12 protein-coding genes are annotated in these 14,865 nt (G+C 63.3%); 2 read left to right on the top strand and 10 right to left on the bottom strand.

Features of this window, described 5'->3' with window-relative positions; all coding sequences use genetic code 11:
- Positions 1 to 164 precede the first annotated feature (164 nt).
- Together ACEPP2_RS05135 and ACEPP2_RS05130 are read left to right on the top strand one after the other, a co-directional pair.
- Entirely contained in the window at positions 165 to 506 is a 342-nt protein-coding gene (locus ACEPP2_RS05135) for a hypothetical protein (RefSeq protein WP_077546606.1), read from the top strand.
- 152 nt (positions 507 to 658) lie between these two features.
- A complete protein-coding gene (locus ACEPP2_RS05130; protein WP_395515988.1) occupies positions 659 to 2,320 on the top strand; it encodes an FAD-binding dehydrogenase in 1,662 nt (553 codons plus the stop codon).
- Between the two features lie 4 nt (positions 2,321 to 2,324).
- On the opposite strand, the gene ACEPP2_RS05125 is transcribed toward ACEPP2_RS05130, so the two are convergent.
- From ACEPP2_RS05125 to ACEPP2_RS05080, 10 genes are all read right to left on the bottom strand, one after another.
- Positions 2,325 to 2,816: a CreA family protein gene (locus tag ACEPP2_RS05125; RefSeq protein ID WP_152341908.1), complete on the bottom strand. Its 492-nt coding sequence runs from the start codon at positions 2,814 to 2,816 to the stop codon at positions 2,325 to 2,327.
- A 75-nt stretch (positions 2,817 to 2,891) separates the two neighbouring features.
- Complete coding sequence (locus ACEPP2_RS05120; protein WP_395515987.1) at positions 2,892 to 3,482, bottom strand: 3'-5' exonuclease; 591 nt, start codon at positions 3,480 to 3,482, stop codon at positions 2,892 to 2,894.
- Positions 3,483 to 3,546: 64 nt separating this feature from the next.
- Positions 3,547 to 5,706, bottom strand: a complete 2,160-nt coding sequence (gene ligA / locus ACEPP2_RS05115; RefSeq protein ID WP_395515986.1) for an NAD-dependent DNA ligase LigA — start codon at positions 5,704 to 5,706, stop codon at positions 3,547 to 3,549.
- Positions 5,707 to 5,771: 65 nt separating this feature from the next.
- Entirely contained in the window at positions 5,772 to 7,445 is a 1,674-nt protein-coding gene (recN, locus tag ACEPP2_RS05110; protein ID WP_395515985.1) for a DNA repair protein RecN, read from the bottom strand.
- A 2-nt stretch (positions 7,446 to 7,447) separates the two neighbouring features.
- Positions 7,448 to 8,314 carry an outer membrane protein assembly factor BamD gene (locus ACEPP2_RS05105; protein WP_172973582.1) on the bottom strand — a complete coding sequence of 289 codons (867 nt, stop codon included), beginning with the start codon at positions 8,312 to 8,314 and terminating at the stop codon, positions 7,448 to 7,450.
- 216 nt (positions 8,315 to 8,530) lie between these two features.
- Positions 8,531 to 9,487 (bottom strand): UDP-3-O-acyl-N-acetylglucosamine deacetylase, encoded by a 957-nt coding sequence (gene lpxC, locus ACEPP2_RS05100; RefSeq protein WP_281976864.1) that lies wholly within the window; start codon positions 9,485 to 9,487, stop codon positions 8,531 to 8,533.
- Between the two features lie 254 nt (positions 9,488 to 9,741).
- The gene (ftsZ, locus tag ACEPP2_RS05095) at positions 9,742 to 11,517 is read right to left on the bottom strand and encodes a cell division protein FtsZ (protein ID WP_395515984.1); all 1,776 of its coding nucleotides are present in this window, start codon (positions 11,515 to 11,517) and stop codon (positions 9,742 to 9,744) included.
- 86 nt (positions 11,518 to 11,603) lie between these two features.
- Positions 11,604 to 12,932 (bottom strand): cell division protein FtsA, encoded by a 1,329-nt coding sequence (gene ftsA, locus ACEPP2_RS05090; RefSeq protein WP_052638705.1) that lies wholly within the window; start codon positions 12,930 to 12,932, stop codon positions 11,604 to 11,606.
- Positions 12,929 to 13,852, bottom strand: coding sequence for a cell division protein FtsQ/DivIB (locus ACEPP2_RS05085; protein WP_281976946.1), 924 nt, complete (start codon positions 13,850 to 13,852; stop codon positions 12,929 to 12,931). The genes ftsA and ACEPP2_RS05085 overlap by 4 nt, the downstream gene beginning before the upstream one ends.
- Positions 13,849 to 14,775 carry a D-alanine--D-alanine ligase gene (locus tag ACEPP2_RS05080; protein ID WP_281976862.1) on the bottom strand — a complete coding sequence of 309 codons (927 nt, stop codon included), beginning with the start codon at positions 14,773 to 14,775 and terminating at the stop codon, positions 13,849 to 13,851. The genes ACEPP2_RS05085 and ACEPP2_RS05080 overlap by 4 nt, the downstream gene beginning before the upstream one ends.
- Positions 14,776 to 14,865: the final 90 nt, after the last annotated feature.

Genomic DNA, 14,865 nt, shown 5'->3' with positions numbered 1-14,865 from the left:
TCTGCAACCCGGAGATGACGCTTTCGTTATCTGCCCGTGACGGGTTTGCCCGACTCGTCTGGAACGATCTCGGCCTCCCAGTGTTGCCCTAGTGTCCCAAGGGACAGCGAATTGTTCGGCTAAGCCAAGGCTGGTCGATCGGAAATCCACTAGGGAGAATAAAAATGAAAAACGCCGTTACACTCGCTCTCGCCGCAGCCCTTTCCACCGCTTCGCTCGGCGGGATCGCATTCGCGCAGACCACCACCGGCTCCACAAGCGCAACGACCATGAGCGATGACGTTCGCATCGTCCGCATCACGGAAAACTCGGACAGCGACGATGCTACGACACAGATCCCGGATATGTTCCGCAATCCGAGCGCGGACGTGACTGCTCAGGCTCGTGCCGAAGCGCAGGCTGATGCCGCCATCATGGCCGAGCTCCAGGAGAACAGCATCGACCTGGACAATGTCCAGGCGATCGACACGGCAGCCAACGGCGGCAAGATCGTCTACGTGAAGTAAGCCGCCTCATAAAGGACGAAGCACGAAAGAGCCCGCCGACGCGGGCTCTTTCCTCGTTCCGGCCCGAGGTTGACTTTGCGGATATCGCGATGCCTCTATGGCCTAGGGAGATGGATGCACGAGTATGCGATAGCATCCTGACAGGAGGATCGATGAGCCGGGCCCAATCGGAAGTGATCGTCGTGGGCGCCGGCCTGGCGGGACTGGTGGCTGCGACGGAACTGGCTAATGCCGGCCGTTCCGTGACCATTGTCGACCAGGAGCCTGAGCAGAATCTCGGAGCCCAGGCCTTCTGGTCGCTGGGCGGTCTGTTCCTAGTCGATTCCCCCGAACAGCGCCGCATGGGTATCCGTGACAGTTACGAGCTCGCGCGCGAGGACTGGCTCGGATCCGCCGGCTTCGACCGTCCCGAAGACTACTGGCCCCGTGCTTGGGCCGAAGCCTATCTCGCCTTTGCCGCAGGCGAGAAGCGGGAGTGGTTGCGGGCCCTGGGCCACCGCCTCTTTCCCGTCGTCGGTTGGGCGGAGCGCGGGGGTTGGTCGGCTACCTCCCACGGCAATTCCGTGCCGCGCTTTCACATCACCTGGGGAGCAGGGCCCGGCGTCGTCGAACCCTTCGAGAAGCGTGCTCGCGAGGCAGAGGAGAATGGCAGGATCCGCTTCCTATGGCGGCATCGGGTCGACCGACTGATCCTGACCGACGGCGCAGTGACGGGCATCGCCGGGACGATCCTCGAACCCAGCACGGCACCGCGTGGAGCAGAAAGTTCTCGAACAGCTTTGGGCGATTTCGACCTTCCCGCACAGGCCGTGATCGTCGCGTCCGGCGGGATCGGCGGCGACCAAGACCTCGTGCGCAGGAACTGGCCTGCCCGCCTCGGTCCGGCGCCGAAGTTCATGGTATCCGGCGTGCCGAAGCATGTCGACGGGCGCATGCTGGCGATAACGGAGTCGGCCGGCGGGCGCATCATCAACCGCGACCGCATGTGGCACTACACAGAAGGCCTGCGCAACTGGAACCCTGTCTGGCAGAACCACGGTATCCGCATCCTGCCCGGCCCCTCCTCCATATGGCTTGACGCCACAGGCGAGCGGCTGCCGGCACCCTTTTTCCCCGGCTACGATACGCTGGGGACACTGCAGCACATTCTCTCCACGGGCTACGACTACTCCTGGTTCATCCTGAACCAGTCGATCATCCGCAAAGAGTTTGCCCTCTCAGGTTCAGAACAGAATCCCGATCTGACTGGCCGCGACTGGGGGCTGACAGCCCGTCGCGCCGTCGGCCGTCGTGCGACGGGGCCGGTCGAGGCGTTCAAGGAGAAAGGCGAGGATTTCGTCGTTGCGAACAGTCTCGACGAACTGGTGCACGGCATGAACCGCGTCGCCGGCAATGATCTGCTCAAGCTGGATGGGATAGAGCGGCAGATCGTGGCGCGCGACCTTCAGGTGACCAATCCCTACGGGAAGGACTTGCAGGTGATCGGCATCCACAACGCCCGGCGGTCAATGGGCGACAAGCTGATACGCACGGCGCGGCCGCATCGAATCCTCGATCCCGCTCATGGCCCGCTCATCGCCGTGAAGCTCAACATCCTGACCCGCAAGACGCTGGGCGGGCTCGAAACGGACCTTTCGGCACGCGTTCTCGGCAATGACGGACAGCCGGTGCCAGGCCTTTATGCCGTGGGCGAAGCGGCGGGCTTCGGCGGCGGAGGCATGCATGGCTACCGCGCGCTCGAAGGCACCTTCCTCGGCGGCTGTCTGTTTTCAGGCCGCGTCGCAGGACGCGCCGCGGCCGCAGCAATCGCGTGAGCGACTAGGGTTTTCCCTGGGTCCAGTTCACTTCCTGTCCGTAAAGCGGCACGGTGGAGATCGCCATCTTGGCCGAGCCTTCGATAACCTGCCGCGAATGCGCGAGGTAGACCAGGGTATCGTTCGTCTTGTCGTAGATGCGCTTGACCAGAAGGTCCTTCCAGATCAGCGAACGGCCCTGGCGGAAGACCTCTTCTCCTCCGCGCGAAAGGTCGATATCGCCGATCTCGATCGGCCCGGTCTGGCGGCAGGCGATCGAGCTGTTGGAGGGATCCTCGAACCAGTTGCCCTGCTTCAGCCGGTCGATGATCGAGCGGTCGAAATAGGTGACATGGCAGGTAACGCCCTTCACTTCCGGATCAGCGACTGCCTCGACGATGATGTCGTTGCCGATCCAGTCGACACCGACCTTGCCGACCACTTCGGCAGAGGCGGCTGCCGCAAACAGACCAGCGGCGAGTGCCGCAGCAGAGACAAGCAAGGCAGTTCGTTTCATCATCTGGCACTCCGGTAAACCATCCGTGATCACAGATAAGCGTAACGGCGCAGGTTACAAGCGGAAGCGGCCGATCTACTTCAGCCGGCAGGTGCAGGGCGCATAACCACCGTCAAAGAGGCGGCCGACCTTCATGCCGATCAATGCCGGAATATCGCGGATGTGGGACACACCCAGCGAGTTTCCGATTGCGATCGCCGCACGTGCGCAGACATGTGCATCCTCGGCGGCATTGTGGTGCGCGAACTTCAACCCGAGATGAGCCGCCAGCACGTTGAGCCGGTGGGAGCCGAGATGCGGCCAGACCTTCTGGGACATCTTCACGCTACAGACATAGGAGAGTTCCGGATAGCCGCGGCGATAGAGATCGAGGCAGGCGCGCCAGACACTGAAATCGAAGGCCGCATTGTGCGCAATCATCGTCGCGCCGCGAAAATCCTCCTCGAACTCTTCCATCACCTCCGGAAACTCCGGAGCGTCCTCGACATGCTCGGGGCGGATGCCGTGGATGGCGACGTTGAAAGAGGAAAAGCGCATGTCCTGCGGGCGGATCAGCCGCTCCTCGACGCGAACGACCTCGCCATCCTCGATCCAGGCGAGCCCGACGGAGCAGGCACTGCCGCGCGTTTCGTTGGCGGTTTCAAAGTCGATGGCGATGGTTTTCAAGGTCAGCCCTAATTCTGCTGCCCAAGCCTTAGCGCAAGCGACGCTGATTCGGCAAAGAAGCGGATTACCCGCCGATCAGCGCGAGCCACTCATCCTCGTCCATGACCTCCACACCGAGCTCCCTCGCCTTGTCGAGCTTGGAGCCGGCGCCCGGCCCTGCGACGACGTAATCGGTCTTCTTGGAAACCGAACCGGCAACCTTGGCGCCGAGGCTTTCAGCGCGCGCCTTGGCTTCGTCTCGCGTGAACTTCTCCAGACTGCCGGTGAAGACCACCGTCTTGCCGGCGACGGGACTATCCGCGGTGGAAACCTGTTCGGCGGCCTGAGGCGTCACCTCCTGCAGCAGCCGGCCTATCACGTCCCGATTGCGCGGCTCCTTGAAGAACTCGACCATCGCCCGCGCCACCACTTCGCCAATGCCCTCGATATTGTTCAGGTTCTCCCAGGCCTCTCCCGTCAGATCGGCCGCCTCCTGCATCGCCTCGGAGAAGGCGTCATAGGTCCCGTAGGAGCGCGCCAGCAGCTTTGCGGTTGTCTCCCCCACATGACGGATTCCGAGTGCATAGATGAAGCGGTGGAGCGCAATGGATCGCCGCTCATCGATGGCGTCGAAGAGCTTGCGGACGCTCACCCTTCCGAAGCCCTCGAGGTTCTCGAGCTTCGTGAGTGGCGACGCCTCCTGCCGCCTCCTCAATGTGAATATATCCGGAGCGGTCTTGATCGAAAGCGCCGGATCGTCCGCCTCGAAGAAGAAGTCGATCTGCTTGGAGCCCAACCCCTCGATGTCGAAGGCATTGCGTGACACGAAGTGCTTCAGATGTTCGGTGGCCTGTGCGCGGCAGACGAAGCCACCGGTGCAACGAGTGACGGAATCGAGCTTGCCGGTCTTTTCGTTCTTCTCCCGCACCGCGTGGCTGCCGCAGACCGGGCATTTCCTCGGAAACTCGTAAGGGACGGCATCCGCTGACCGCTTTTCCATCACGACATCGAGGACCTGCGGGATGACGTCCCCTGCCCGCTGCACGATCACGGTATCGCCAATGCGGATGTCGTGCGCGTCCTCGCGGATGCGCTCGCCGGAATTGCCGATGCCCTTGATGTAGTCCTCGTTGTGCAGCGTGGCATTTGTGACGACGACGCCGCCGACGGTCACAGGCGTCAGGCGTGCGACCGGTGTCAGCGCTCCGGTACGTCCGACCTGGATGTCGATCCGCTCCACCCGGGTGAACGCCTGCTCCGCCGGGAACTTGTGCGCCGTCGCCCAGCGTGGGCTCCGCGAGCGGAAGCCAAGCCGCTGCTGCAGGTCGAGCCTGTCCACCTTGTAGACGACGCCGTCGATCTCGTAGTCGAGGTCGGGCCGCTTCAGACCGATCTCCGTGTAGTGAGCGATGATGTCCTCGACGGAGTTCAGCCGCTTCATCAGCGGATTGACGGGAAAGCCCCATTCCCGGAACTTCTCAACCATTCCCATTTGGGTGTCGGCCGGCATCTCGGAGATCTCACCCCAGGCATAAGCGAAGAAGCGAAGGTTGCGGCTCGCGGTCACTTTCGCATCGAGCTGGCGCAGCGACCCGGCAGCTGTGTTCCGTGGGTTGACGTAGGTTTGCTTACCCTCGGCCGCCATCCTCTCGTTGAGCGCCAGGAAATCGCTCTTCGTCATGTATACTTCGCCACGCACTTCCACGACGGATGGCACGCCGTCAGGAAGCTGGTTCGGGATTTCCTTGATCGTCAAGATGTTGGCAGTGACGTTTTCCCCTGTCGTGCCGTCGCCACGGGTAGCGGCATTGGCGAGCCGGCCGTTCTCATAGCGGATCGACATGGACAGTCCGTCGATCTTCGGTTCGGCGGTGAAAGCGATCGAACTGTCCGGGAGCTTGCCGAGGAAGCGGTAGACGGAGTTGATGAAGTCGCGCACGTCTTCGTCGGAAAACGTGTTGTCGAGCGACAGCATGGGCCGGGAATGGGTGATGGGCGCGAAGGTCGGGAGCGGCGCCGCCCCCACCCTCAGCGACGGGCTGTCGGCCCGACGAAGCTGGGGAAACAGATTCTCGATCGCATCATTGCGCCGCTTCAGCGCATCATATTCCGCGTCCGAGATCTCCGGTGCATCATGGCTGTGGTAGAGTTCGTCGTGGCGCGCGATCTCGGAGGCGAGGAAGGCGAGTTCGGCTGCCGCCTGCTCTTCGGTTAGCGTGTCAACGGATGGTCGTGCGTCAGCCATGCAAAGTCACTCCGGAGATGGAGTCGCTTTTTTAGTGCAAATCGGCAGGATGGGAAGAGAGGCGTTCAGTTCGCGCCGGCGATCAGCTTCCTGGCCGCCGCGCGGGCCTCGTCGGTAACCGAGGCGCCGGCGAGCATCCGGGCGATCTCCTCGGCCCGGTGTTCCGGCTCCATGGTCGCGACCCGCGTGGCGATCTTATCCGAGCCCTCGCCCGCGGGGCCTTTGGAGATGAGCAGATGCGTGGCAGCACGGGCTGCCACCTGAGGCGCATGGGTGACCGAGAGCACCTGCACTGTCGCCGACAACCGCTTCAGCCGCTGGCCGATCGCATCCGCGACGGCACCACCCACTCCGGTATCAATCTCGTCGAAGACGAGTGTCGGGGCCGAACCGCGATCCGCCAGCGCGACCTTCAGCGCCAGCAGGAAGCGGGAAAGTTCACCGCCGGACGCGACTTTCATGATCGGACCCGGACGCGTACCCGGATTGGTCTGGACGTGAAATTCGATGGTGTCGATGCCCTCCGCGGTCGCTGCCTGCGGATCGGCCGTCATCTCGACCATGAAACGGGCCCGTTCCAACTTGAGGGCGGGAAGTTCGTCCATCACCGCTTTCGCAAGCGTCTCGGCGCCCTGCCGGCGCTTCTCCGACAGCGTCAGTGCCGCGGCATCGAAGGCAGCCTTCGCGGCGGCGGCCTGCTTTTCCAGCTGGCCGAGCTTCTCTTCACCGGCATCGAGATCGGCAAGATCGGCAACCATCTTCTCTGCAAGAGCTGGCAGGTCCGCGACGGCAACGGAATACTTTCGCCCCGCAGCCCTTAACGCAAACAGTCGCTCCTCGACGCGCTCCAGTTCTCGGGGATCGAACTCCGTCTTTCTGAGCGCCGCCTCGACCTCCATCTGGGCGTTGGAGAGGCTGTTCAGGGCAGCATCCAGCAGTTCGACGGTTTCCTCCAGCAGGCCCGGCGCTTCGTGGCTCTTGCGCTCCAACCGCCGCACCATGGAAGCGATCAAGGGCACGGGCGAGGCATTGCCGTTGAGGAACTCGGAGGCTTCCGAGATGTCGCCGGCGATGCGCTCGGCCTTCTGCATCTGCGAGCGTTGCTCCGCCAGTTCCTCTTCCTCGCCATCGCGGGGACTTAGCACTTCAAGCTCCTCGACGGATGCACGGATATAGTCCGCCTCCCGCGCCGCCGCCTCGACCTTGGCACGATGCGCCTTGAAGGCGCGCTCGGCATCCTTCCAGGCGCGATAGAGCCCCCCGACCTGCTTCACCTCATCGGCCAGTCCGGAAAAAGCATCGAGCAAGTCGCGATGGGTGTTGGTGTCGGTCAGCGCCCGGTCGTCGTGCTGGCCATGGATCTCTACCAGCAGCTGGCCGATCTGCCGCATCAGTTGGACACTGACCGGCTGGTCGTTGATTGACGCGCGAGTCCGTCCATCGGCGTTCTGGATCCGCCGAAAGATGAGATCGCCGTCGTCATCGATGCCGCTGTCGCGGAGAAGCTGTCGGACGGGATGCTGCCCGGGCACGTCGAAGACGGCCTTCACCTGCCCCTTGTCCTCGCCGTGCCGGACGAGTCCGCCATCGCCGCGCCCACCGAGAGCCAGCGACAGGCTGTCGAGCAGGATCGACTTGCCTGCGCCGGTTTCGCCCGTCAGCACGGAGAGGCCGGATTCGAAGGCAAGATCCAGCCGCTCGATCAGAACGATATCTCGGATCGAAAGCTGGACGAGCACGATCAGGCCCCGATGAGCTTTGCCCCTGCGCGAGAAATCCAGGAGCCACGGTTCTCACGCGGTTCCAGACCGCCCGTCTGCAGCAGCTTGTAGGAATCGGCATACCACTGGCTGTCGGGGTAGTTTCGGCCGAGCACGGCCGCCGCCGTCTGCGCCTCCTCCACGATCCCCATCGCATAGTAGGACTCGACGAGACGGGCGAGAGCTTCCTCGATCTGGTTCGTCGTGGGATAGCGCTCGACAACGGTGCGGAAACGCTGGATCCCCGCCAGATATTCCTTCCGCTCCAGGTAATAACGGCCGACCTGCATCTCCTTGCCGGCGAGCTGGTCACGCGCAAAGCGGATCTTGGCCTGCGCATCCTCGACGTATTCGGAATCGGGATAATCGTTGACGACCTTGGACATGGCGTCGATGGTCTGCGCGGCCGCGCGCTGATCCTGCGTCACGTCGGCAATCTGCTTGGAGTAGGAAAGGCCCACCAGATACTGGACATAGGCCGAATCCTCGGTGTTCGGATACTGCTTCAGGTAACGGTTCCCGGTGGCGATCGCATCTTCGTTGCGCCCGAGCCGGTACTTGGCAAACGTGCTCATCACGAGCGCCTTGCGGCCCCAGTCCGTGAACGGATGCTGGCGGTCGATGGAGTCGAACTTGCGGCTTGCTTCTGCGATGTTGCCGGCCTTCATGTTGGCCAGGCCCTGGTTGTAGAGAACTTCCGGGGGATCGGTTTCGACGCCCAGCTTGGTGATGTCGATATCCTTGTCGGACTGGCACGCGCTCACCGCGACGCCGGCGCAGGCCAGAGCCATGGACACGAAGGCTATCCTCGCCGTTCTCTTCATTCCAACAGACCTCGCATAAGTCATTCGACAGTTCCCGATCGTCCCACGCAATTGCGCCCCTGCGCCAACTGGCCTTCTAGCCTTACAAGCAGGCGCCGGGCAACGCAATGCGGGCGCATTAACGCAATTTTGTGGCAAGGTCCCCTGCCCGGAAGGACGAAGGACCGGCGCGAAAACCGCAAGTCAGGTCAAAAAGAAAGGCCGCTCACGAGGAGCGGCCAGTTGGACTGGAAGAACGGATCAAGCAAACCAGGCGGCGACCTCTGGTTCCTTGACCGGTACGAACTCGACGGCGCGAACGCGGGTGCTGCGGACCGGTGCCTCGACGATCTCATAGGCTGTGGGGTCGCTGAGCAGCGCCTTCAGGGCGTTGGCGTTCATCTTGTGGCCGCCACGATAGGAACGGTAGCACCCGATGAACTGCGCGCCCGCCAGTGCGAGGTCGCCGACCGCATCGAGCGTCTTGTGGCGCACGAACTCGTCACCCTCGTAGCGAAGTCCCTCGACATTGACAATCGTGTCGTCGTCCGAGATCACCACGGAATTCTCTAGCGAGGAACCGAGAGCATAACCGGCAGCCCACAGCCGCTCGACATCGCGCATGAACCCGAAGGTACGGGCGCGGGAAAGTTCTTCCTTGAAGGAGGAGGCGGTCAGGTCGCCCTTCCAGCTCTGCCGTCCGATCAGCGGCGTGGAGAAGTCGATCTCGACTTCGAAACGTGTGCCGTCGTAAGGGCGGAACTCCGACCAGGATGCGCCCGAATCGATCCGTACCGGCTTCACCACCCTAATGTAGCGACGCTTCGCGCCGAGATTGACGATACCGGCCTGCTCCAGTGCCTCGATAAACGGATAGGAGCTGCCGTCCATGATCGGCATCTCGCCCGCATCCACCTCGACCACGACATTGTCGATCGACAGCGCATAAAGGGCAGCCATCACATGCTCAATGGTCGCAACCCATTTCGCCGGCGAGCCGCCAAGCACGGTGCAGAGATCGGTTGGTCCGAGCTGTGCCGAAACCGCGCGGTATTCCACCGAACTGCCATCATCCAGGCTGCGGCTGAACATGATGCCGGTACCGGCCTCCGCAGGCTGGAAGGTGATGGTGACCGGAGCGCCCGAATGCACGCCGATACCCGTCATGGTGACGGGGGCTGCGATGGTCGTCTGGAAACCGAGGAGTCCGATTGTCATTCGTCTTGCTTTCTCATGCGTTGGTCCTGATCCTCGATCAAGACCTTGGCAGCAGGCGTGACCGCTATCCGCGAGTCGCCTGCCTTCTTGCTGCTTTTCTACGCAGAGTGCTGGAACATTCCAAATCACTGTTCATTTCGGATTGTTACGCTGCCAAGCGTCGGAAATTATGAAGCTTTTCCGCGCGAACCCACGACAACGAACGAAGGCCCGAAACACTGTTCCGGGCCTTCAATCAAACTGTTGCCGCAGCGTCAGTTGTGCTGGCGGCGCAGGAAGGCCGGGATCTCCAGCTGGTCGTCCTCATGATGCATGCCGGCCTGAGGGACGGCACGTCCATGGTCGTCCAGCTGACCGCGACGCGGAGCGTAGAGATTGGCCTCTGCCGACAGCGGACGGCGCTGCTGCGGAGCCGCACTCGGTGCCGGCGCGGTCATGTCAGCCGCGACCTGCTCGTCATCTTCACGACGGCCGAGTGAATTGGTGATCCGCTTCAGAAGGCCCATCGGACCGCGCTCTTCCTGCACGTGCTGTGCCGGGTGCGCGCGATGGTCCATCTCTGCCTTGACGACCGGCGGGAAGTCTTCGACCTTCGGCATGCGGACGGACTCGGGAGCCATTGCCGGCGCGACCTGCTCATGGTGCAACTGAGGCGCCATCCGGGGTGCGGGCTGGGCAGCGACCGGCGCCGGCTGTGCCGCCATCACCGGGGCGGCCGGGGCCCGAAGAACGGGAGCTTCTGCCGGCGCTGCGGCGAAGATGCGGCTCTGCGGACGGAACTCCGGCTCTGCCGGAGCAGCAACGGGCTGCTGTGCGACCGGCTGCGGAGCGGCGTGGCGCGGCATGTCGGCGATGGCCAGTTCGCGTTCCATCTCGGCTTCTGCCTGGCGGATGGTCTCGGCAATCGGATCCACAGCCTTCGGTGCCTGCGCAATCGGAGCCGGCTGCGGTGCAGCAGCGGCCGGGGCTGCGGACGGTGCGATCGCGGCCGACGGACGGATCACCGGGCGTGCGGCAGCGGCGGCCGGCCGGGTATCGGTGAAGCGGCCGTCCATCTGTGCCGTGGCACGATCGATGCCGGTTGCCACTACCGATACGCGGATGAGACCTTCCAGGGCCTCGTCGAAGGTGGCGCCGAGGATGATGTTGGCGTCCGGATCGACTTCTTCACGGATGCGGGTTGCTGCCTCGTCGACTTCGAAGAGGGTGAGGTCGCGACCGCCGGTGATCGAGATCAGCAGGCCCTGCGCCCCCTTCATCGAGGTCTCGTCGAGGAGCGGGTTGGCGATCGCCGCTTCCGCGGCCTGCATGGCGCGGCCGGGGCCGGAAGCCTCGCCGGTCCCCATCATCGCGCGGCCCATTTCACGCATGACCGAGCGGACGTCGGCGAAGTCGAGGTTGATGAGGCCTTCCTTGACCATCAGGTCGGTGATGCAGGCAACGCCAGAATAGAGCACCTGGTCGGCCATCGCGAAGGCGTCGGCGAAGGTGGTCTTGTCGTTGGCAATGCGGAAGAGGTTCTGGTTGGGGATGACGATCAGCGTGTCAACCGACTTCTGCAGTTCCTGGATGCCGGATTCGGCAAGCCGCATGCGGCGCTGGCCCTCAAAGTGGAACGGCTTGGTGACGACGCCGACGGTGAGGATACCCTTGTTGCGGGCAGCCTGCGCCACGACCGGAGCCGCACCCGTTCCCGTCCCGCCGCCCATGCCGGCCGTGACGAAGCACATGTGGGTGCCGTTCAGGTGGTCGACGATCTCGTCCAGGCATTCTTCGGCGGCGGCGCGACCAACTTCCGGCTGGGAACCTGCACCCAGACCTTCGGTAACCTGCACACCCATCTGGATGATCCGGTCGGCCTTCGTCATCGTCAGCGCCTGCGCGTCGGTGTTGGCGACAACGAAATCGACGCCTTCCAACCCGGCGGTGATCATGTTGTTGACGGCATTGCCGCCGCCACCGCCAACGCCGAAGACGGTGATGCGGGGCTTCAGTTCAGTGATGTCCGGCTTCTGCAGCTTGATAGTCATGGGTACCGTTCCTTCTAACTTTGGCCGCATCGCCGCCGGCCGATTCATTGCTGTTCTTCATGCCGCCGCCCTTTTGGGGACGGACGTCAAAAACTCTCCTTGAGCCACTGGCCCATACGAGCCAGCCGGCCATTTCCACTGCCGAGGGAGCTTATCAGCCCCCCCTGCGAAGCATGCGTCTCCATCTCGGCCACCTGCGGATAGATCATCAGCCCGACAGCCGTGGAAAAAGCGGGGCCCTTGGCTGCGACCGGCAGGCCGGAAATCCCCATCGGGCGCCCGATCCGCACGTTGCGAGCCAGGATCCGGCGCGCCGTCTCCGGCAGCCCCGTCAACTGGCTGGCACCACCCGTCAGGACGACGCGCTTGCCGACGATCGGGCTGAAGCCGGACTTCTCGATCCGGTCGCGGATCAATTCCAGAGTTTCCTCGATGCGGGCCCGGACGATCCGGGTGACCAGCGAGCGGGGCACCTGCGTCGGCAGGTCCCGATCATCCTCGCCGATCGGTGGGATGGAAATCATGTCGCGTTCATCCGCCCCGTTGGCGAGCGCAGAACCGTGGACGACCTTCAGGCGCTCGGCATCCTCGATCCGTGTGGAAAGCCCTCGCGCAAGATCGGTCGTGACGTGGTGGCCGCCGAGGCTGATCGCATCGGTGTGAACCAGCTTGCCTTCAGCGAAGACGGAAATGGTCGTCGTACCGCCACCCATGTCGATCGCGGCACATCCCAATTCGACCTCGTCATCGACCAGGGCTGCGAGGCCGCTGGCATAGGGCGTCGCAACCATGCCTTCGACAGACAGGTGAGCGCGGTTGACGCACAGTTCCAGATTTTTGAGCGTCGCCCGTTCGGCGGAGACCACGTGCATATCGACGCCGAGGAGATCGCCGAACATCCCGAGGGGATCGCGGATGCCGCGCTCGCCATCGAGAGAATAACCCGTTGCCAGGGAATGAAGGATCGCCCGATCCTGCCGCTGCGACTGCTGGCTTGCCGACACCAGCACCTTGCGCAGGTCGGCCTGTTCGACCTCCTGACCGCCAAGGTCGATCGTGGCCGTGTAGACGTCGCTTGCAAGACGACCGGCGGAGACGTTGATGATCAGGCTATCGACGGTCAGGCCAGCCATCCGCTCGGCGGCGTCGACGGCAAGTCGCACGACGCTTTCGGCCGCATCGAGATCCGCAATCACTCCCGATTTCACGCCGCGGGACCGCTGGTGCCCAATGCCGATGATCTCGACATTATGGGTCCGCCCTGGGAGCACGAGGCTCTCCTGGCGAGGAGTCAGCCGGCCGATCATGCAGACGACCTTGGTCGACCCGATGTCCAGCACCGTGACCACGTGGCTACGCTTGGAGGAAAGCGGCTTGAGGCGCGGCAGGAAGTGACCCGAACCGAAGAGGCTCATGACCGCACTCCTGCTTTCTTGAGTGCCTTGCTTCGCAGCTCCAGCGCCTCGTTGCGGCGCTCGAGCGCGCCTTGTGACAACTGTATGGTGGTGCGGTCATTGAGCCGCAGGTCCACCGCAGCGATGTCCCGCTCCAAGAGCCCCTGCTCCGCTTCCAGGCGCGACAGAACGGCAAGCGCGTTCTGCACGCCCTGCTCCGGCAGCTTGAGGACGACGCCGTTGTCGAGATGCAGATCCCAACGCCGACCAGCTACGCGGACATAGGCGCGTACTCGGTTGCCGAGCTCCGGCCAGCCGGCCAGTTCCTCCACGAAGGCGGCGGCCCTCGTCTCGGCATCGCGACCGACGAACAGCGGCAGCGAGGCGAACTTGCCGTCCCGCAGCGGCCCGATGATGGCGCCGTTCCTCTCGATCAGGGAAAGCTCGTCGCCATGCTGCCAAATGCCGAAGGCCTTGCGCTCCCTGAGCGTGACCTCGATGGTCTTCGGATAGACCTTGCGGACTTCCGCATATTCGACCCAAGGCAGTTCGGAAAGCTTCTTGCGGGCAGCCTCAATGTCGAGAGCGACGAGCGAGGTCGTCCCATCCAGACCGAGAAGCTGCAGGATATCGATCTCGGAGGTCTGGTCATTACCGGAAACGCGAACATCCTCGATCGCAAAACCCGCCGAGGCTGTTACCGCCTGCGAAACGACAGCACTATGCCCGCCAACGGACATGCCGTAGAGGCCCACAACCCCCATGAAGGCGAAGGTCGAAACCGTCCCGATATGGCGAGGAATATGAACGCGGCCGCTTGCCAGGCTGACCGCGAAGCGAACGATACGACGGAGCGGACGCGGGAGAACCCGACGATCCTCCACCGCAGGAAAGGCGCGAGATGCGCCCCCCTTGAAACCTGCAGAACTCTGGCCGCTCAACGCAGACACGATGCGTCCTCCACCATCCAACGGACGAGATCACCGAACGAGAGGCCGGCATGCGCGGCCATTTCGGGCACCAGCGAAGTCGGGGTCATGCCGGGCTGGGTATTGACCTCCAGCCAGATCACCTCGCCGTCTTCGGAAACGCGGTCGTCGTAGCGGAAATCGGATCGACTCACGCCGCGGCAGCCCATCGCCTGATGCGCCTTGAGGGCCAAAGATTGGATCTTTTGGTAAACATTCGATGAAATCTGCGCAGGAAGAATATGCGTCGATCCGCCCGCTGCGTACTTCGCGTCATAATCGTAGAAGGCATTCCCCGTCGGCACGACCTCGGTTACGCCGAGCGCTGCGTCACCCATGACGCCGCAGGTCAGCTCGCGACCATGGACATAGCGCTCGACCATTACCTCGTTGCCGTAGCGCCACTCATCCGACGACAGAACTTGCGGCGGATGGGACTGGTCCGCCTTGACGATCACAACGCCGAAGGACGAACCCTCGCGTACAGGCTTTACGACATAAGGCGGCTCGATTGGGTGGCGATTACCGATATCGAAGCGGCTCATCACCCGTGCCTCGGCGACCGGGATGCCCGCGGCCTTGGCAACATGCTTCGCCTGCCCCTTGTCCATGGCCAGCGCCGACGCAAGGACGCCGGAGTGCGTGTAGGGAATCTGCAGGTACTCCAGAACACCCTGAATCGTACCATCCTCGCCGAAAGGGCCGTGGAGGGCATTGAAGGCGACGTCCGGACGAAGATCGGAAAGAACGCCGGAGACGTTGCGATCAACATCGACGCGCGTGACACGGTAGCCTTCAGCTTCGAGGGCCTGGGCGCAAGCCGCCCCGGAAGACAGGCTCACGGGCCGCTCGGAGGAAAACCCTCCCATCAGAACAGCCACATGCTTGTCACTCATCGAACGACCTCCGGAAAAAGTACGCATCCTTGCACAGCTTTGCTTGCGCCGACCTGTTCCCGATGCGAGTCCGGATCCCGCCGCGCAGGT

The sequence above is a fragment of the Pseudorhizobium flavum genome, assembly GCF_044142885.1.
GTDB classification, from domain to species: Bacteria; Pseudomonadota; Alphaproteobacteria; order Rhizobiales; family Rhizobiaceae; genus Neorhizobium; species Neorhizobium flavum.
The sequence above is the reverse complement of the archived record's forward strand: the minus strand, read 5'-3'. Positions and strand labels throughout refer to the sequence as shown.

Excerpts from the sequence above, each read along its gene's own strand:
- ACEPP2_RS05135 (WP_077546606.1), top strand. The coding sequence starts at position 165 with ATGAAAAACGCCGTTACACTCGCTCTCGCCGCAGCCCTTTCCACCGCT.
- ACEPP2_RS05130 (WP_395515988.1), top strand. The coding sequence starts at position 659 with ATGAGCCGGGCCCAATCGGAAGTGATCGTCGTGGGCGCCGGCCTGGCG.
- ACEPP2_RS05125 (WP_152341908.1), bottom strand. The coding sequence starts at position 2,816 with ATGAAACGAACTGCCTTGCTTGTCTCTGCTGCGGCACTCGCCGCTGGT.
- ligA (WP_395515986.1), bottom strand. The coding sequence starts at position 5,706 with ATGGCTGACGCACGACCATCCGTTGACACGCTAACCGAAGAGCAGGCG.
- ACEPP2_RS05105 (WP_172973582.1), bottom strand. The coding sequence starts at position 8,314 with ATGACTTATGCGAGGTCTGTTGGAATGAAGAGAACGGCGAGGATAGCC.
- lpxC (WP_281976864.1), bottom strand. The coding sequence starts at position 9,487 with ATGACAATCGGACTCCTCGGTTTCCAGACGACCATCGCAGCCCCCGTC.
- ftsZ (WP_395515984.1), bottom strand. The coding sequence starts at position 11,517 with ATGACTATCAAGCTGCAGAAGCCGGACATCACTGAACTGAAGCCCCGC.
- ftsA (WP_052638705.1), bottom strand. The coding sequence starts at position 12,932 with ATGAGCCTCTTCGGTTCGGGTCACTTCCTGCCGCGCCTCAAGCCGCTT.
- ACEPP2_RS05080 (WP_281976862.1), bottom strand. The coding sequence starts at position 14,775 with ATGAGTGACAAGCATGTGGCTGTTCTGATGGGAGGGTTTTCCTCCGAG.